This is a genomic window from Caldimonas manganoxidans ATCC BAA-369 (assembly GCF_000381125.1).
Lineage (GTDB): Bacteria > Pseudomonadota > Gammaproteobacteria > Burkholderiales > Burkholderiaceae_C > Caldimonas > Caldimonas manganoxidans.
The window spans coordinates 14,569-32,112 of record NZ_KB905938.1; the positions used below are offsets into that span (position 1 = coordinate 14,569).

Annotated in this window: 20 protein-coding genes; 17 read left to right on the plus strand and 3 right to left on the minus strand. The window is 64.7% G+C overall.

The window, feature by feature from the left end:
- Window positions 1-245: 245 nt before the first annotated feature.
- The 8 genes from F615_RS0107350 (at window position 246) to F615_RS0107385 (ending at window position 7,963) form a co-directional block, all read left to right on the plus strand.
- On the plus strand, window positions 246-1,448 hold the full coding sequence (locus tag F615_RS0107350) for a substrate-binding domain-containing protein (protein ID WP_019560530.1): 1,203 nt from the start codon (window positions 246-248) through the stop codon (window positions 1,446-1,448).
- A 121-nt stretch (window positions 1,449-1,569) separates the two neighbouring features.
- Window positions 1,570-3,057: an extracellular catalytic domain type 2 short-chain-length polyhydroxyalkanoate depolymerase gene (locus tag F615_RS0107355; protein ID WP_026330118.1), complete on the plus strand. Its 1,488-nt coding sequence runs from the start codon at window positions 1,570-1,572 to the stop codon at window positions 3,055-3,057.
- A gap of 56 nt (window positions 3,058-3,113) precedes the next feature.
- Window positions 3,114-3,872 (plus strand): ABC transporter ATP-binding protein, encoded by a 759-nt coding sequence (locus F615_RS0107360; RefSeq protein ID WP_211211792.1) that lies wholly within the window; start codon window positions 3,114-3,116, stop codon window positions 3,870-3,872.
- Window positions 3,869-4,624 (plus strand): ABC transporter ATP-binding protein, encoded by a 756-nt coding sequence (locus tag F615_RS0107365; protein ID WP_019560533.1) that lies wholly within the window; start codon window positions 3,869-3,871, stop codon window positions 4,622-4,624. Before F615_RS0107360 ends, F615_RS0107365 begins: the two co-directional genes overlap by 4 nt.
- A gap of 14 nt (window positions 4,625-4,638) precedes the next feature.
- Entirely contained in the window at window positions 4,639-5,673 is a 1,035-nt protein-coding gene (locus tag F615_RS0107370) for a branched-chain amino acid ABC transporter permease (protein ID WP_019560534.1), read from the plus strand.
- Window positions 5,674-5,683: 10 nt separating this feature from the next.
- Window positions 5,684-6,745, plus strand: a complete 1,062-nt coding sequence (locus F615_RS0107375) for a branched-chain amino acid ABC transporter permease (protein WP_019560535.1) — start codon at window positions 5,684-5,686, stop codon at window positions 6,743-6,745.
- A gap of 42 nt (window positions 6,746-6,787) precedes the next feature.
- On the plus strand, window positions 6,788-7,648 hold the full coding sequence (locus F615_RS0107380; protein WP_019560536.1) for an alpha/beta fold hydrolase: 861 nt from the start codon (window positions 6,788-6,790) through the stop codon (window positions 7,646-7,648).
- A gap of 42 nt (window positions 7,649-7,690) precedes the next feature.
- Window positions 7,691-7,963 carry a hypothetical protein gene (locus F615_RS0107385; RefSeq protein ID WP_019560537.1) on the plus strand — a complete coding sequence of 91 codons (273 nt, stop codon included), beginning with the start codon at window positions 7,691-7,693 and terminating at the stop codon, window positions 7,961-7,963.
- 1 nt (window position 7,964) lies between these two features.
- Here the strand turns inward: F615_RS0107385 and F615_RS0107390 are convergent, their stop codons facing one another.
- From F615_RS0107390 to F615_RS0107400, 3 genes are all read right to left on the minus strand, one after another.
- Window positions 7,965-8,756 (minus strand): glycosyl transferase, encoded by a 792-nt coding sequence (locus F615_RS0107390; RefSeq protein WP_211211791.1) that lies wholly within the window; start codon window positions 8,754-8,756, stop codon window positions 7,965-7,967.
- A gap of 79 nt (window positions 8,757-8,835) precedes the next feature.
- Window positions 8,836-9,003, minus strand: a complete 168-nt coding sequence (locus F615_RS19865) for a hypothetical protein (protein ID WP_019560539.1) — start codon at window positions 9,001-9,003, stop codon at window positions 8,836-8,838.
- 12 nt (window positions 9,004-9,015) lie between these two features.
- Window positions 9,016-9,672 carry a TetR/AcrR family transcriptional regulator gene (locus F615_RS0107400; protein WP_019560540.1) on the minus strand — a complete coding sequence of 219 codons (657 nt, stop codon included), beginning with the start codon at window positions 9,670-9,672 and terminating at the stop codon, window positions 9,016-9,018.
- A gap of 133 nt (window positions 9,673-9,805) precedes the next feature.
- Between F615_RS0107400 and F615_RS17940 the strand changes: the two genes are divergently transcribed.
- The 9 genes from F615_RS17940 (at window position 9,806) to hisH (ending at window position 17,528) form a co-directional block, all read left to right on the plus strand.
- The gene (locus tag F615_RS17940) at window positions 9,806-10,759 is read left to right on the plus strand and encodes an ABC transporter ATP-binding protein (protein ID WP_019560541.1); all 954 of its coding nucleotides are present in this window, start codon (window positions 9,806-9,808) and stop codon (window positions 10,757-10,759) included.
- Window positions 10,756-11,544, plus strand: a complete 789-nt coding sequence (locus tag F615_RS0107410) for an ABC transporter permease (protein WP_019560542.1) — start codon at window positions 10,756-10,758, stop codon at window positions 11,542-11,544. The genes F615_RS17940 and F615_RS0107410 overlap by 4 nt, the downstream gene beginning before the upstream one ends.
- A gap of 24 nt (window positions 11,545-11,568) precedes the next feature.
- The gene (locus F615_RS0107415; RefSeq protein ID WP_019560543.1) at window positions 11,569-11,832 is read left to right on the plus strand and encodes a BolA family protein; all 264 of its coding nucleotides are present in this window, start codon (window positions 11,569-11,571) and stop codon (window positions 11,830-11,832) included.
- Between the two features lie 107 nt (window positions 11,833-11,939).
- Window positions 11,940-13,205: a UDP-N-acetylglucosamine 1-carboxyvinyltransferase gene (gene murA / locus F615_RS0107420; RefSeq protein ID WP_019560544.1), complete on the plus strand. Its 1,266-nt coding sequence runs from the start codon at window positions 11,940-11,942 to the stop codon at window positions 13,203-13,205.
- A gap of 14 nt (window positions 13,206-13,219) precedes the next feature.
- On the plus strand, window positions 13,220-13,861 hold the full coding sequence (gene hisG / locus F615_RS0107425) for an ATP phosphoribosyltransferase (RefSeq protein ID WP_026330121.1): 642 nt from the start codon (window positions 13,220-13,222) through the stop codon (window positions 13,859-13,861).
- 3 nt (window positions 13,862-13,864) lie between these two features.
- A complete protein-coding gene (gene hisD, locus F615_RS0107430; protein ID WP_019560546.1) occupies window positions 13,865-15,187 on the plus strand; it encodes a histidinol dehydrogenase in 1,323 nt (440 codons plus the stop codon).
- Window positions 15,184-16,260: a histidinol-phosphate transaminase gene (gene hisC, locus F615_RS0107435; protein WP_019560547.1), complete on the plus strand. Its 1,077-nt coding sequence runs from the start codon at window positions 15,184-15,186 to the stop codon at window positions 16,258-16,260. Before hisD ends, hisC begins: the two co-directional genes overlap by 4 nt.
- 6 nt (window positions 16,261-16,266) lie before the next feature.
- On the plus strand, window positions 16,267-16,872 hold the full coding sequence (gene hisB, locus F615_RS0107440) for an imidazoleglycerol-phosphate dehydratase HisB (protein WP_019560548.1): 606 nt from the start codon (window positions 16,267-16,269) through the stop codon (window positions 16,870-16,872).
- Between the two features lie 11 nt (window positions 16,873-16,883).
- Window positions 16,884-17,528, plus strand: coding sequence for an imidazole glycerol phosphate synthase subunit HisH (gene hisH / locus F615_RS0107445; RefSeq protein ID WP_156824574.1), 645 nt, complete (start codon window positions 16,884-16,886; stop codon window positions 17,526-17,528).
- Window positions 17,529-17,544 lie beyond the last annotated feature (16 nt).

Genomic DNA, 17,544 nt, shown 5'->3' on the forward strand with positions numbered 1-17,544 from the left:
GTTCAGACACTGTCTGAAATCCAGACAATTGCGGCCGCGATGAGCTGTCCGACTTTCGGACAATCGCTCGAGACCCCATCCTCGGGTAAACCCTAAAATCGATCCCGAATTCCAAGGACGACAAGGGTCTGGCGGCCGTTGTTCGGCTCGGCATGCACCTTGCAGAGTCGGGGTGTCCGGCCCGAATTCTGCGGGACGGTGACTCGGTGGTGGAGGGATCCGCCACGACAACCACAGGAGACACCATGACTGCGCATCCCATCCGTCGCGCCTTCCTGGCCCTGGCCGTCACGGCGCTGGCTGCCTCCGGCACCGGCTTGGCTCAGGCCCAAGGCAAGGACATTCGCATCGCCCACGTCTACAGCAAAACCGGCCCGCTGGAGGCCTATGGCAAGCAGACCCAGACCGGTCTGATGCTGGGGCTGGAATATGCCACTGGCGGCACCATGCAAGTGGCCGGCCGCAAGATCGTGGTGATCGAGAAAGACGACCAGGGCAAGCCTGACGTGGGCAAATCGCTGTTGGCGGCGGCCTATGCCGACGACAAGGTCGACTTGGCCGTGGGGCCCACGTCCTCCGGCGTGGCCTTGGCCATGCTGCCGGTGGCCGAGGAGTACAAGAAGATCCTGCTGGTCGAGCCGGCCGTGGCCGACTCCATCACCGGCGAGAAGTGGAACAAATACATCTTCCGCACCGGTCGCAACAGCTCGCAAGACGCCATCTCCAACGCCGTGGCGCTGGACAAGGAAGGCACCGTGATTGCCACCTTGGCGCAGGACTACGCCTTCGGTCGCGATGGTGTGGCGGCCTTCAAGGCGGCGCTCAAGAAGGCCAAGCTGGTGCATGAAGAGTATTTGCCCACCAACACCACCGACTTCACCGCCGGGGCGCAGCGGCTCATCGACAAGCTCAAAGACCAGCCCGGTCGCAAAGTGATCTTCATCATCTGGGCCGGCGCGGGCAATCCCTTCAAGATCGCCGATCTGGATCTCAAGCGCTACGGCATCGAGATCGCCACCGGCGGCAACATCCTGCCGGCGATGGCCGCGTACAAGCAGTTTCCGGGCATGGAGGGCGCCACCTACTACTACTTCGGCATCCCGAAAAACCCGGTCAATGAGTGGCTGGTGGCCAACCACTACAGCAAATTCAAGAGCCCGCCCGACTTCTTCACGGCCGGGGGCTTCGCCGCTGCCATGGCCATCGTCACCGCGTTGAAGAAAACCAATGGCGACACCAACACCAACAAGCTGATCGCCACGATGGAAGGCATGAGCTTCGAGACGCCCAAAGGGACGATGACCTTCCGCAAGGAAGATCACCAGGCCATGCAGAGCATGTACCACTTCCGCATCAAGGACGATCCGGCCTTCGCCTGGGGGGTGCCGGAGCTGGTGCGCGAAATCAAGCCCGAAGAAATGCAAGTGCCCATCCGCAACAAACGCTGACCCCAGCGTGGGCCGCGGCCTGCCGTCGCGGCCCTTGCATGCACATTCTTTGCATCGTTTCACAACAACCGCGCATCGGCGGGCGGGGGCGCTCATCCCCGAGACGACGAGGAGACAAACGATGAAGACCAGAATGTTGGTGGGCTGGGCCGCAGCCGCCGTTCTCGCAGCGGGCCCGGCCTGGGCCGTGCAGAGCTTGCCCAGACTCAATATCGACAAAAGCCAGATCAGCGTATCGGGCCTGTCCTCCGGCGGCTTCATGGCCAACCAGCTCGGTGTGGCGCACTCGTCCACCTTCATGGGGGTGGGCGTGTTTGCTGCCGGCCCCTACATGTGCGCAGGGCACTACAACTACACCGCCTGCATGTACAACGCCACGATCAGCGATGGCCAGCTCTCCACGATGCAGTCCAGCATCAACCACTGGAGCGGCTCGCAAATCGACGACAAGGCCGGGATCGCCAAGCAGAAGATTTACTTGTTCGTCGGCACGAGCGACAGCACGATCGGCCCCAACCCCATGGACGCCTTGCGCAAGCAGTACGCGAACAACGCCGTGCCCTCGGGCAACGTCGAATACATCAAGCGCAGCGGTGCAGCGCATGTGTTTCCCACCGATTTCGATGCCGCTGGCAACAACAGCTGTGGCAGCACGTCCTCTCCCTACATCGCCAACTGCGGCTATGACGGCGCCAAGGCCGTGCTGACCCGCATCTACGGCACGCTCAACCCCCGCAACGACACACCGCCGGCCAGCAACTACATCGAGTTCAGCCAAGCCAGCTTCACCAACAACCCCGGCATGGCCGCCACCGGCTGGGTGTACGTGCCCAGCGACTGCGCCGCCGGCGCCCAATGCAGGCTGCACGTGGCCCTGCACGGCTGCCAGCAGAGCTATGCGCAGATCGGCGACAAGTTCATCAAGAACACCGGCTATACCCGCTGGGCCGACACCAACCGCATCGTCGTGCTGTTTCCTCAGACCAAGGTGGACAACACCAGCCGCAGCACCGCCGCCAGCGGCCTGTTGCCCAACCCCAATGCCTGCTGGGATTGGATCGGCTGGTATGGCAGCGACTTCGCCCAGAAGGGCGGGTCCCAGATCAGTGCCATCAAGGCCATGGTGGACCACCTGGCCAGCGGTGCGCCCACGTCCACGCTGCCTGCGCCCACGGGGGTCAGTACCTCGGGGGCGACCGACACCTCGATGGTGATTTCCTGGGCCTCGGTTCAGGGGGCGGCTGGCTACCACGTGTATCGCAACGGTGCCAAGCAGACGACGACCCCGGTGACCGGCACCAGCTACACCGACACCGGGCTGACACCAGCCACCACCTACCAGTGGACCGTGACCGCGGTCGATGGACAAGGGGCCGAGAGTGTGCCATCTGCTGCGGCCAGTGGCACCACCACCGGGGCGGCGCCACCACCGGCCACCTGCTACACGGCCAGCAACTATGCGCACACCACCGCAGGCCGCGCCTATGCCGCCTGGGGGTACGCCTATGCCAAAGGCTCCAACCAGAACATGGGGCTGTGGAACATCTACGTCATCACCACCCTGAAGCAGACGGGACCCAACCACTACGTGATCGGCACCTGTCCCTGAGGGCCGATCGTCCTCGATCCGATGAACCCACAGAAAGTGAAGCAGCGATGAGCGGCGTGCTCGAAACCCAGGATCTCACGGTCCGCTTTGGCGGACATGTGGCCGTGGACCGCGTCAGCTGTGCCTTCCATCCAGGCACGCTGACGGCCATCGTCGGGCCCAACGGCGCGGGCAAGACGACCTATTTCAACCTCATTTCCGGGCAGCTCAAGGCGACAAGCGGCAGCGTGCGGCTCGATGGGGAGGAGATCGGTCATCTGCCCGCGCCGTTGCGCACCCGGCGCGGGCTGGGGCGCGCTTTCCAGCTCACCCAGCTCTTCCCCAACCTTTCGGTGCTGGAGAACGTGCGCTTGGCCGTGCAGTCGCGTCACGGCGGCGTTCTGCAGTTGTTCAGCGTGTGGCTCGATCGCAAAGACCTCATCGATGAGGCCTACGCTCGGCTGGAGGCGGTGCGTTTGGCCGACAAGGCCCATGCGCCGGCCTCCAGCCTGCCCCACGGCGACCAGCGCAAACTGGAAGTGGCGCTGATGATGGCCTTGGATCCCAAGGTCTACATGTTCGACGAACCCACCGCCGGCATGAGCGTGGACGAAGTGCCCGTGGTGCTCGATCTCATCCGCGCGCTGAAGGATCGGCGCGACAAGACCATCTTGCTCGTCGAGCACAAGATGGACGTCGTGCGCGAACTGGCCGATCGCATCATCGTGCTGCACAACGGTCAGCTGTTGGCCGACGGCGAGCCGGCTCAGGTGATGAACCTGCCCATCGTGCAAAGCGCCTACATGGGCACGGCCGACATTCGGGAGACCGCATGAATCCGAACGACATCGTGCTCAGCCTCTCTGGCGTGCACACCCACATCGGTGCCTATCACATCCTGCATGGCGTGGACTTCGAGGTGCCGGCCGGTCAGGTCACCATGTTGCTGGGGCGCAATGGCGCCGGCAAAACCACCACGCTGCGCACCATCATGGGCTTGTGGTCCGCGCAGCAAGGCAGCATTCGATTCAAGGGCCAGGCCATCGGTGGGCCCGGTGCGAAGCTCTCCACACCGGACATTGCCCAGCGTGGCATCGCTTATGTCCCCGAAAGCATGGGGATCTTCAGCGACCTCAGCGTCAAGGAGAACCTGCTGCTGGCCGCGCGCGGGGCGCGCACCGTCGATGAGCTCGACTCCCGGCGTCTGGAGTGGATCTTCGGGCTCTTCCCGGCGCTGAAGAAGTTCTGGCTCTATCCCGCCGGCAAGCTTTCGGGCGGCCAGAAGCAGATGCTGGCCATCGCGCGCGCCATCGTCGAGCCGCGCGAGCTGCTGCTCATCGACGAGCCCAGCAAGGGGTTGGCGCCGGCCATCATCCAGAACCTCATCGGCGCGCTGCGTGAACTCAAGTCCACGCACACCACCATCTTGCTCGTCGAACAGAACTTTGCCATGGCCAAGGCCCTGGGCGACCAGGTGGCGGTGATGGACGACGGCCGCATCGTGCATCGCGGCCCGATGGCCGAACTCGCCCAGGACGAGGCCCTCCAGCAGCGCCTGTTGGGGCTGTCGCTGGCGGCTCATCAGTGAACACGAGGTGTGCGATGACTCCCATCACTTCTGCTGTGGGCGCCACCGGTGGCGCCACCGAGGCCGTGCCGCGCGAGCGCTTCGACCTCATTCCCTTGGCCTTGGTGCTGGTTCTGGCGGCAGCCGCCCTGCCGCTGGTCGGTTCGGTGCCCACCTGGCTGACGCTGACCATCGCCGGATTGGCCATGGGCATGATCATTTTCATCATCGCCTCGGGCCTGACCCTCGTCTTCGGCCTGATGGACGTGCTCAACTTCGGCCATGGCGTGTTCATCGCGCTTGGCGCCTTCATGGCCACCACGGTCCTGGGGGCCATGGGCGACTGGACTGCCAGCGACTCGCTGTGGCGCAATCTGACGGCCATTTTCCTCGCGATGGTGGTGGCCATGAGCGTGGCCGGTGCGGTGGGTTACGCCTTCGAGCGCGTGGTCGTGCGGCCGGTCTACGGCCAGCACCTGAAGCAGATCCTCATCACGATGGGCGGCATGATCATCGGTGAGGAAATCATCAAGGTGATTTGGGGGCCGCTGCAGATCCCGTTGCCGCTGCCCCAAGGCTTGCGCGGCTCGGTGCTGCTGGGAGAGGCGGCCATCGAGAAATACCGGCTGTTGGCGGTGGTCCTCGGCGCGGTGGTGCTGGCGGCCATGCTGTTCGTGCTCAACCGCACCAAGATCGGGTTGCTCATCCGCGCCGGCGTGCAAGACCGCGAGATGGTCGAAAGCCTGGGCTATCGCATCAAGCGCTTGTTCATCGGCGTGTTCGTCGTGGGCTCGGCGCTGGCCGGCTTGGGGGGCGTGCTTTGGGGTCTGTACCAGCAAATGGTGGTGCCGCAGATGGGCGCGCAGATCAATGTGCTGCTGTTCATCGTCATCATCATCGGCGGTTTGGGCTCCACGCTGGGCTGCTTCGTCGGGGCTTTATTGGTCGGACTGATGGCCAATTACACCGGTTTTCTGGCCCCGAAGGTCGCGCTGTTTTCCAACATCGGTCTGATGGTGGCCATCTTGCTGTGGCGACCCCAAGGCCTGTATCCGGTGACCCATCGTTGAGGGGGCGATCATGTTGCAACGCCTGCTGTCCCATGACCTGCCTCGCAGCCGCTGGCTGGCCCTGGCTTTGATCATCATCCTGCTCGGACTCTTGCTCACGCCCTTCGTCTTTCCGGGCAGCAAGTCGCTCAACGTGGCGGCCAAGATCCTCATCTTCATGGTGCTGGTGGCCAGCTACGACCTCTTGCTGGGCTACACCGGCATCGTCAGCTTCGCCCACACCATGTTCTTCGGCATTGGCGCCTACGGCGTGGCCATCGCCTCCAGCCGCATGGGCGCGGGCTGGGATGCGCTGGCGGTGGGCATCGGCTGCGCGTTGTTGCTGTCGCTGGTCTTGTCGTTCGTGATCGGCTTGTTCAGCCTGCGCGTGAAGGCCATCTTCTACGCAATGATCACGCTGGCGGTGGCCTCGGCGTTCCAGACCCTGGCCTCGCAGCTGTCAGAGATCACCGGTGGCGAGGATGGGTTGACCTTCCGCATGCCCGAGTGGCTGAGCCCGAGTTTCGAGCCTTTCGACAACGAATTCTTCGGGGTGCTCATCGACGGACGCATCATCAGCTACTACGGCTTGTTCCTGCTCACCCTGCTGCTGCTGGGCTTGATGCTGCGCATCGTCAACTCGCCGTTTGGCCGCGTGCTGCAGGCCATCCGCGAGAACGATTTCCGTGCCGAGGCCATTGGCTATCGCACGGTGGTCTACCGCACCTTGTCCAATGTGCTGTCGGCATTGTTCGCCACGGTGGCCGGCGCCATGCTGGCCATCTGGCTGCGCTACAACGGCCCGGACACCTCCTTGAGCTTCGAGATCATGCTGGACATCTTGCTCATCGTGGTCATTGGCGGCATGGGCACGATCTACGGCGCGGTCATCGGCGCGGCGCTGTTCGTGCTGGCCCAAAACTACCTGCAAGACCTCATGCGCCTGGGCGCGGGTGCGGTCCAAGGGCTTCCAGTCGTCTCCGAGCTCGTGTCTCCCGACCGGTGGCTGCTGTGGTTGGGCGTGCTGTTCGTGCTGTGCGTCTACCACTTTCCCACCGGCATCGTCGGGCGGCTGCGTCAGCGCGCCCTGTGATCGGTTGCACATGCTTGAGGCACACGAGCAAGGGAGATTCTCATGCCGTTCACTTCCCACTATCTGAGCTGCGTCGGCCGCGAGATCCATTACACCGAATGGGGCGCGCAGCACCGCGAGACCGTGATCGCCTGGCATGGCCTGGCACGCACCGGCCGTGACATGGATGACGTGGCCGAATACTTGTCTTCGCGTTTTCGCGTCATCTGCCCGGACACACTCGGCCGTGGGCTGTCGCAGTGGAGCCCCGACCCTGTCAATGAATACAAGCTTTCGTTCTATGTGCAGATCGCTACGGCGCTGGTGGACCAGCTCGGCTTGGAACGTTTCCACTGGTTGGGCACCTCCATGGGAGGGGCCATCGGCACGCTGGCGGCGGCCACCACGCTGCGGGGGCGCATCCGGCGGCTCATTCTCAATGACAACGGTCCCCAACTGGCCCAACCGGCGCTCGAACGCATCCGGGCCTATGCCGGCAGTCCGCCGACCTTCGAGCGCATGACCGAGCTCGAGGCTTTCTTGCGCACCGTTTACCGGCCCTATGGCTGGCTGTCCGATGCCCAGTGGCGCCGCATGGCCGAAACCTCGGCGCGCCGCCTGCCCGATGGACGCATCACCACCCATTACGACCCGGCGATGGCGCAGCAATTCGTCCATCACCCACACGACTACGACCTGTGGGAGGCCTATGACAGCCTGGACATCCCGGTGCTGTGCTTGCGCGGCGAACACTCCGATCTGCTGCTGGCCGAGACGGCCGAGGCCATGCGCAACCGCGGTCCGCGTGCCGTGGTCGTCACCATCCCCGGCTGCGGGCATGCGCCGGCGCTGAACGTGCCGGACCAATGGGAGTTGGTCGAACGCTTCTTCTGCGCCAGCGACCCCCGAAGTCATGGGGCTTGAATCCGCGTGGTTTCATGGTAGCCTGCCGAGAGGGAGGTTTTCATGAAACGACGCATTCAACGCTTGTCCCCGCATCAAAACGGCAAGGTGGCTGGGCTGATGATGGCCCTGGTGTCCTTGGTCATCCTGGTGCCTTTCATGCTGATCCTGGGGGGCATCATGCCCCACGGCGAACGAATGCCCTGGCTGATGGTGCTCATCCTGCCCGTGCTCTACCTGGTGCTCGGCTACATCGGCACGGTGCTGGCCTGCTGGGTCTACAACCTGGTGGCCGGCTGGGTCGGCGGCATCGAGTACGACGCGCAGGAGGTCTGAGTCACTCGCGCCAGTGCTGTGCGATCCAGGGCACTGGCTTGACATAGCGGGTGGCATGGCGCCAACGCTGCTTCAGGCTCAGGCCGGGGCGAAAGGCGCCGCGCAGATGCTCCCAGGGCGAAGGGTGTTCGGGGGCCTCGGGGGTCCAGCGCCCCACCAACACGTCGCCCGGGTTGGGGCCGCCGGGAAAGGTCACGATGCGTGTTCCGCGAGGCAGTCGTGCGGGCATGAAGTAGCGCAGCGGAAACGGCGGCAAGCAATGCAGGCGGAAATGCCTCGTCCAGCTTTCAGGCCAGAGCTTGATGCCGCCGGGCACGGCATGTGTGATGTAGTGCTGCTCGAAGCGATAGCGGTCGGCCACGCCTTGCGGGTCGGCACGAAAGTCAGCCAGGATGTGCGGATAGCGGCCCACGGGGAAGCGAAACACCGAGGTCTGCCCCAGCCGTTGCAAAGGTTTGGACCAATTTCTCGCCAGGATCACGTCCTCGGGGTGGCCGTAACTGAAATAGTCGTCCAGCGAGCCGACGATCACGGAGTCCAGATCCACGAAGAGCGCGGGGCCGCGCAGGTCGCCCAGGGTCTCGCCCCACAACACCACCTTGCGCCATTTGCCCATCGTGCGTTGCGGATGGGCGCACCCCAGCTCCGGCAGGTCGAACGTGTCCACCTCGGGGCGGATGCCACGCCGGTCGTCGGTGAAACATACCAGCCGAAACGGGCCTGTGATGTGGCGTGACACCATGCCGTAGAGCCGGTTGACGTACTCCGGTCCATAGGCGGTGCCCCACTTCACGCAGATGATTTGCTTGGGTGTGGTCGACATCGGGGGCGGGCAGTGTGAGGCTGCGCATCATAACGGGGTCGCAGCAGGTTCATGACTCGAGTTCGGACCGGGCCATCTCGACGTCCAGCCGGCGCGTCGCGTCCATGGGCTCGCAGGCGGCAGCTTCGGCATCCAGCCGCGCCCACTGTGGCTGCAAGGGGGCCAGGTCGTGGGTGGAGGCGGTGGCGTCGTCAGGGAAGGCAGTCCATCGGGCCATGGGGGGCTTGACTCAGGGGGGGCTGTAGTGCCCGACCAGACCCAGCAGGTGGGTCTTTTGTGCGGGATCGAGATAAGGCAGCAGCAGGCTCAGCACATGGAACGCCCCCCGCAACAGGGCCGCGCCGGCGCATTCGGGCTCCAGCGCGTGGCGCGGGTCGCGCACATATTCATAGCTGAGCCAGTAGGTGAGCACCACCACCATGGCGGTGGCTACCGAGTCGGCTTCACGGCCATCGATGCGTAACGACTGATGGCGCGACAAGGCGTCGAGCACCGTGCGCACCGCGCGGGACTTGTTCTTCAGCACGAACTGGAAATGCGTCTCCAGTCGGCGGTTCTTGCTCAGCAGGTCGTTGAGATCGCGGTAGAGGAAACGGTACTGCCAAATCAACTCGAACAGCATGTGAAAGAACAGCCAGGCGTCTTCCACGTTGCGCACATCGTCAGCGGCGTGCAGCAGCTCGTTGAGGGCGCGTTCGTAGCGGTCGAACAAGGCATTGATCAGTTCGTCCTTGGCCGGGTAGTGGTAATAAAGGTTGCCTGGGCTGATGTTCAGTTCGGCCGAAATCAGGGTGGTCGAGACATTGGGCTCGCCGAAGCGGTTGAACAGATCGAGCGAGACTTCGAGAATGCGCTCGGCCGTGCGGCGCGGCTTTTTGGTGTGCATGATGGCTCCGGGGCACGGACGCCTTGTGCGCCGGCATGCCCGCTGCCAATCTAGCAAATCCGGTTCCGACCGCAAGCCGGGTCTGTCCCGCGGGCTGCACGCTGCGGCGGCCTTGCCTACAATCAAGCCCCCTATGTCCGCTGTCGTTTTCCAGCAGGTCAGCAAGACCTATCGCACCGCGCGGGGCCCATTGCAGGCTTTGCGCGAGGTAAGCTTCACCATCGAACCCGGTGAATTCTTCGGCTTGCTGGGGCCCAACGGCGCGGGCAAGACCACCCTGATCAGCATTCTGGCCGGTCTGAGCCGGGCCACCAGCGGGCGTGTGTGCGTGCATGGCCACGATGTGGTGGACGCCTACGCGATGGCGCGCCGATGCTTGGGCATCGTGCCTCAGGAACTGGTCTTCGACCCCTTCTTCAGCGTGCGCGAGGCGCTGCGCATCCAGTCGGGATACTTTGGCTTGCGTCGCAACGACGACTGGATCGACGAGTTGCTGGTCAATCTGGGTCTGGCCGACAAGGCCAACGCCAACATGCGCCAGCTGTCGGGCGGGATGAAGCGTCGGGTGCTGGTGGCCCAGGCCCTGGTGCACCGGCCTGCGGTGATCGTGCTGGACGAGCCGACGGCCGGCGTGGACGTGGAGCTGCGCCAGACGTTGTGGCAGTTCATCGCGCGCTTGAACCGCGAAGGCCACACAGTGCTGCTGACCACGCATTACCTCGAGGAGGCCGAGGCCCTGTGCCATCGCATCGCCATGCTCAAGGCCGGGCAGGTGGTGGCCCTGGACCGCACCTCGGCCCTGCTGTCGGGCCGGGCCAGCACGATGCTGCGTTTCAAGACCGACGACCCGCTGCCGGCCTCGCTGGCCGACATGGCGCGTGTGACCGGACGCATCGTGCAGATCAAAGCCCACGATGCCTTGGAGGTGGAGGAGATCCTGTCCACCTTGCGCCTGCATCACGTGGCCGTGGAAGACCTCGAGATCGGCCGCGCCGATCTGGAAGACGTGTTCCTCGAAATCATGCAAGCCGATACCGCGCCGGCATTCCTCGACCATCCCAGCCCGCTGGAGGAGGTGCCATCGTGAAGCCGCTGGATCCCGCGTCGATCGCGCCGACGGCTGGCGTGCGCACGCTGCTGTACAAGGAGGTGCTGCGCTTTTGGAAGGTGAGCTTCCAGACCGTGGCCGCGCCGGTGCTCACCGCGGTGCTGTATCTGCTGATCTTCGGCCATGTGCTCGAAGAGCATGTCCAGGTCTATGACGGCGTCAGCTACACCGCCTTTTTGGTGCCGGGCCTGGTGATGATGAGCGTGCTGCAAAATGCCTTTGCCAACAGCTCCTCGTCCTTGATCCAGAGCAAGATCACTGGCAACTTGGTGTTCTTGCTGGTGGCGCCGCTGTCGCATCGGGACTGGTTTGTTGCCTATGTCGGCGCCTCGGTGATCCGGGGCTTGTTGGTGGGGCTGGGAGTGTTCCTGGTCACGCTGGGCTTTGCCGTGCCGCCGTTTGCGCAACCGGGATGGATCCTGGTGTTTGCAGTGCTGGGGGCGGGCATGTTGGGCTCGCTGGGTTTGATCGCCGGCCTGTGGGCCGAGAAGTTCGACCAGATGGCGGCCTTCCAGAACTTCCTGATCATGCCGATGACGTTTTTGGCCGGGGTGTTCTACTCGGTGCATTCGCTGCCGCCGTTCTGGCAGGCGGTGAGCCACCTCAACCCCTTTTTCTACATGATCGACGGGTTCCGTCGGGGGTTTTTCGGTGTCAGTGACGTCTCGCCGTGGCTCAGCCTGGCCGTGGTGGGTGGCAGCTTCGCCGTGGTGGCTGCGATCGCCCTGCACCTGCTCAAGACCGGCTACAAGATCCGGCATTGAAGAATGCAGGATAATTGGTCCACTATGGCCGATCCGACTCCTCAGGAAGTGCGCACCTACATTGCCCAAGGGCTCGCCTGCGAGCATTTGGACGTGGAGGGCGACGGCCGCCATTTTTTCGCCACCATCGTGTCGGCCGAGTTCGAGGGGCTGTCGCGCGTGGCGCGGCACCAGCGTGTCTACCGCGCGCTGGGCGATAGAATGCGCGAGCAAATCCACGCCCTGTCGATGAAGACGTTCACGCCGGCCGAGTGGTCTGCCACTTCGGCGTCCACCCACCACCATTGATCGGCGCCCGTGGCCGCGGCACGGGTGGCAGCCCCCTGGGCGCGGTTGGCGTGCAAGCGGGGGGCGCCCAGACGGGCGCGGCGCGGGGCCTGTAAACCAGCCCACGCATGGACAAACTCCTCATCCGCGGCGGCCGCCCTCTGGCGGGCGAGATCACCATTTCAGGGGCCAAGAACGCCGCCCTGCCTGAATTGTGCGCGGCCTTGTTGACGGCCGAACCCGTCACGCTGGACAACGTGCCGGCGCTGCAAGACGTGGCGACCATGCTCAAGCTCTTGCGCAACATGGGGGCCAAGGCCGAGCGAGATGCCGACCACCCCGAGCGCATCCACCTGGACGCCAGCTGCGTCACCTCCCCGGAAGCGCCGTATGACCTGGTCAAGACCATGCGGGCCTCCATCTTGGCGCTGGGGCCGCTGCTGGCGCGCTTCGGGGAGGCCACGGTCTCGCTGCCCGGCGGCTGTGCGATCGGCTCGCGCCCGGTGGACCAACACATCAAGGGCCTGCAGGCCATGGGGGCCGACATCCGGGTCGAGCATGGTTACATCCTGGCCAAGGCGCCGGCCGGTGGGCTGCGCGGGGCGCGCATCACCACCGACATGGTCACCGTCACCGGCACCGAGAACTTGATGATGGCGGCCACGCTGGCCCGGGGCGAAACGGTGCTGGAAAATGCCGCACAAGAGCCTGAAATTCCCGATCTGGCCGAGATGCTGATCGCCATGGGGGCGAAGATCGAAGGGCATGGGACGAGCAAGATCCGCATCCAGGGTGTCGAGCGCCTCGGCGGCGTGACGCACCGGACCATTCCGGACCGCATCGAAACCGGCACCTTCCTGTGCGCCGTGGCCGCCGCCGGTGGCAACGTGCTGTTGCGCCAGGCGCGTGCCGATCATCTGGATGCGGTGATCGACAAGTTGCGCGAGGCCGGCGCCCGCATCGAAGCCGGCGCCGACTGGATCCGCGTGGCCGCCTCGGGGCGGCTGAAAGCCCAGTCCTTCCGTACCAGTGAATACCCGGCCTTTCCTACCGACATGCAGGCGCAATTCATGGCGCTGAACTGTGTCGCCGAAGGCACGTCCCGCATCACCGAGACCATCTTCGAAAACCGCTTCATGCATGTCAACGAGCTGGTGCGTCTGGGGGCGCGCATCGAGGTGGACGGCCACACGGCCATCGTGCAGGGGGTCGAGAAACTCTCGGGCGCTGCCGTGATGGCCACCGATTTGCGCGCCTCGGCCAGTTTGGTGATCGCCGGCTTGGTGGCCGAGGGCGAGACCGTGGTCGATCGCATTTACCACTTGGACCGGGGTTACGACCACATGGAAGTCAAGTTGCGCGCTTTGGGTGCGGACATCGAAAGAATTCAATGAGCCAGAACGCAGCCATGATCACGCTGGCGCTGTCCAAGGGCCGCATCTTCGATGAAACCTTGCCGCTGCTGAAGGCGGCCGGTGTCGAGGTGATGGAGGACCCGGAGACATCGCGCAAGCTCATCTTGCCCACCAATCGACCCGATGTGCGTGTGGTGTTGGTGCGCGCCACGGACGTGCCCACCTATGTGCAGTATGGCGGGGCCGACGTGGGGGTGGCAGGCAAAGACGTGCTGCTCGAGCATGGTGGCCAGGGTTTGTATCAGCCCTTGGACTTGAACATCGCCCGCTGTCGCATGAGTGTGGCGGTGCGCGCCGACTTCGACTATGCGGCAGCCGTCAAGCAGGGCTCGCGCATCCGCGTGGCCACCAAGTACACCACGGTGGCGCGCCAGCATTTTGCCGACAAGGGCGTGCATGTCGATCTGATCAAGCTGTATGGTTCGATGGAGCTCGCCCCGCTGACTGGCCTGGCCGATGCCATCGTCGATCTGGTATCCACCGGCAGCACGCTCAGGGCCAACCATCTGGTCGAGGTCGAGCAGATCATGCCGATTTCCTCGCGGCTGATCGTCAACCAAGCGGCGCTCAAGCTCAAGCGTGCGGCGCTGCGCTCGCTCATCGATGCGTTTGCCGGCGCCATTGCGAAGGAGTGAACGATGTCCGTCCGAATCCGTCAACTGGCCACCACATCGCCCGATTTCGAGACCGAGTTTCAGCGCGTGTTGCATTGGACGGCACAGGCAGACCCAGCGATCGAGGCCCGTGTCACGGAGATTTTGGCCGACGTGCGTGCGCGAGGCGATGCTGCCGTGCTCGACCACACCGCGCGTTTGGACGGGCTGCAGGCCGCCTCGGTGGCCGAGCTGGCGCTCAGTCCGGCGCAGTTGCAGGCGGCTTTCGAGGCCATCCCGGCGACCCAGCGAGAGGCGCTCCAAGCCGCCGCCAAGCGTGTGCGGACCTATCACGAACGTCAGTTGGAGGCCTGCGGCCGCTCTTGGTCGTACCGTGACGAGGACGGCACTTTGTTGGGCCAGAAGGTCACGCCGCTGGACCGCGTGGGCATTTACGTGCCCGGCGGCAAGGCGGCCTACCCCTCGTCGGTGCTGATGAACGCCATTCCTGCCCAGGTGGCCGGGGTGGGCGAGATCATCATGGTGGTGCCCACGCCGCGGGGCGAGAAGAACCCGCTCGTGCTGGCCGCCGCGCATGTGGCCGGCGTCAGCCGTGCCTTCACCATCGGCGGGGCGCAGGCCGTGGCCGCCCTGGCTTATGGCACGGCCACCATCCCGAAAGTGGACAAGATCACCGGCCCGGGCAATGCCTACGTGGCCAGCGCCAAGAAGCATGTGTTTGGCACCGTGGGCATCGACATGATCGCCGGCCCCAGCGAAATCCTGGTGCTGGCCGACGGCAGCACGCCGGCCGATTGGGTGGCCATGGACCTGTTCAGCCAGGCCGAGCACGACGAGTTGGCCCAAAGCATCCTGCTGTGCCCTGATGCCCACTACATCGCCGAGGTCCGAGCGGCGATCGATCGTTTGCTGCCAGGCATGCCGCGCCGCGACATCATTCGCGCCTCGCTCGAAGGCCGCGGTGCGCTGATCCTGACCCGCAGCATGGAAGAAGCTTGCGAGATCAGCAACCGCATTGCCCCGGAGCATTTGGAAGTGTCCTCTCGGGAGCCGGGGCGTTGGGAGCCCTTGCTGCGCCATGCGGGGGCGATATTCCTGGGGGCGTACACCAGCGAGAGCCTGGGCGATTACTGCGCCGGCCCCAATCACGTGCTGCCCACCTCGGGCACGGCCCGCTTTTCCTCGCCGTTGGGGGTGTATGACTTTCAGAAGCGTTCCAGCCTGATCGAGGTGAGCGAATCGGGCGCTCGAGTGCTGGGTGCCATTGCCGCCGAGTTGGCCTATGGCGAGGGTCTGCAAGCCCATGCGCAGGCGGCCGAGTTCCGCTTGAAGGGGCAGGTGCGATGAGCCGGCTCGATGCGGTGATGGCGCGCTGGCTGCGCCAGGACGTGCAAGGCATGCATGCCTATGCCGTGCAAGACAGCACCGGCATGATCAAGCTCGATGCGATGGAAAACCCCTTTCGGCTGCCGCCGCGGCTGCAGCAAGCCTTGGGTGAGCGCTTGGGCGCGGTGGCCATCAACCGCTATCCCGGCGCGCGCATCGACACCTTGCGCCAAGCCCTGGCGCGTCACGCCGGCCTGCCCGAAGGCTGCGCGCTGATGCTGGGCAATGGATCCGATGAGCTCATCAGCCTGCTGGCCATGGCTTGCGACGTGCCCGGCGCCACCATCATGGCCCCGGTGCCCAGCTTCGTGATGTACCCGATGTCGGCGCAGCTGCAGGGGCTGAAGTTCGTCGGCGTGCCGCTGACGGACACATTCGAGCTGGACGAGACGGCCATGCTGAGGGCTTTGGAAGCGCATCAGCCCACCCTGCTGTATCTCCCCTATCCGAACAATCCGACGGCCAATCTCTTCGACGATCGCATCGTCCAGCGGCTCATCGAGGCCGCACCGGGCCTGGTGGTGATCGACGAGGCCTACCAACCCTTTGCCAGCCGCAGTTTCATCGATCGGCTGGGCCAGCACGAGCATGTGCTGCTGATGCGCACGCTGAGCAAATTCGGTCTGGCCGGGGTGCGTGTGGGCTACATGATGGGTGCGGCCCGGCTGATCGCCCAGATCGACAAAGTGCGCCCGCCCTACAACGTGAGCGTGCTCAATGCCGAGGCGGCTTTGTTCGCCTTGGAGCATGCCGACGAGTACGCCCGCCAGGCGGCCGTGTTGCGCGAGGAGCGCACGCGGCTGATCCAGGCCCTCGACAGCCTGCCCGGCGTGACGCCCTTTCCCAGCGAGGCCAACATGGTGCTGGTGCGCGTGCCCGAGGCCGACCGCGCCTTTGCCGGCTTGAAGCAGCGTGGCGTGCTGGTGAAGAACGTTTCTAGAATGCATCCATTGCTGCGAGACTGTCTGCGCTTGACCGTGGGCACGCCCGAGGAGAACCAGCGCCTGATCGCCGCCTTGCGAGAAAGTCTGTAAGCCACCATGAGCACTTCCATCGCGCCGCGCGTCGCCGAGGTCACGCGCCATACCCATGAAACGAAGATTCGCGTGGCCCTCAATCTCGACGGCAGCGGCCAGGCCAAGCTGAACACCGGCATCGGCTTTTTCGACCACATGCTCGATCAGGTCGCCCGTCATGGGCTGATCGACTTGGAGATCGACTGCCAGGGCGATCTGCACATCGATGGTCACCACACGGTGGAAGACGTGGGCATCACCCTGGGGCAGGCCGTGGCCAAGGCCGTGGGCGACAAACGGGGCATTCGCCGCTACGGCCATGCCTATGTGCCGCTGGACGAGGCCTTGTCGCGGGTGGTGATCGATTTTTCCGGCCGGCCCGGCTTGCACATGCACGTGCCCTTCACGGCCGGCATGATCGGCGGCTTCGACACCCAGCTGGCGTTCGAGTTCTTCCAGGGCTTTGCCAACCATGCGTTGGTGACGTTGCATATCGACAACCTCAGGGGGGTGAATGCGCACCATCAATGCGAGACGGTCTTCAAGGCCTTTGCCCGCGCCCTGCGTGCCGCCCTGGAGCTCGATCCGCGCAGCGCTGGCGTCATCCCGTCCACCAAAGGCTCGCTGTGAGCGCGCGTGCCATGGCTACCGTTGCGGTCGTCGACTACGGCATGGGCAATCTGCGCTCGGTGTCGCAGGCCGTGCGCCATGTGGCGCAGGGCTGTGGCCTGGAGGTGGTCGTCACCGCTCGCCCCGATGAGGTGTATGCCGCCGAGCGCGTCGTGCTGCCCGGCCAGGGGGCCATGCCCGATTGCATGCGACAGCTGCGTGACTGCGGCTTGCTGGAGGCCGTGCTGCATGCGGCGGCGAACAAGCCGCTGATGGGCGTGTGCGTGGGCATGCAGATGCTGCTGTCACGCAGCGAGGAGGGGCCCACCGAAGGCTTGGGCTTGATTGCCGGCGAGGTGGTGCGCTTCCAGCTCGAAGGCCAGATCCAGCCTGATGGCAGCCGCTACAAAGTGCCGCAGATGGGGTGGAATCAGGTCTGGCAGACGCGTTCGCACCCGATGTGGGCCGGCGTGCCCGATGGGGCTTGGTTCTATTTCGTCCACAGCTTCTATGCGCGGGTGGTCGATGAGGCCCATAGCACCGGGGAAACCGAGTACGGGCTGCGCTTTACCTGTGCGGTGGCCCGGGATAATATTTTCGCGACGCAGTTCCACCCCGAGAAAAGCGCCGATCACGGCTTGGCCCTGTACCGCAACTTCCTGAGCTGGAAGCCCTGACATCGCCCGAGACCGT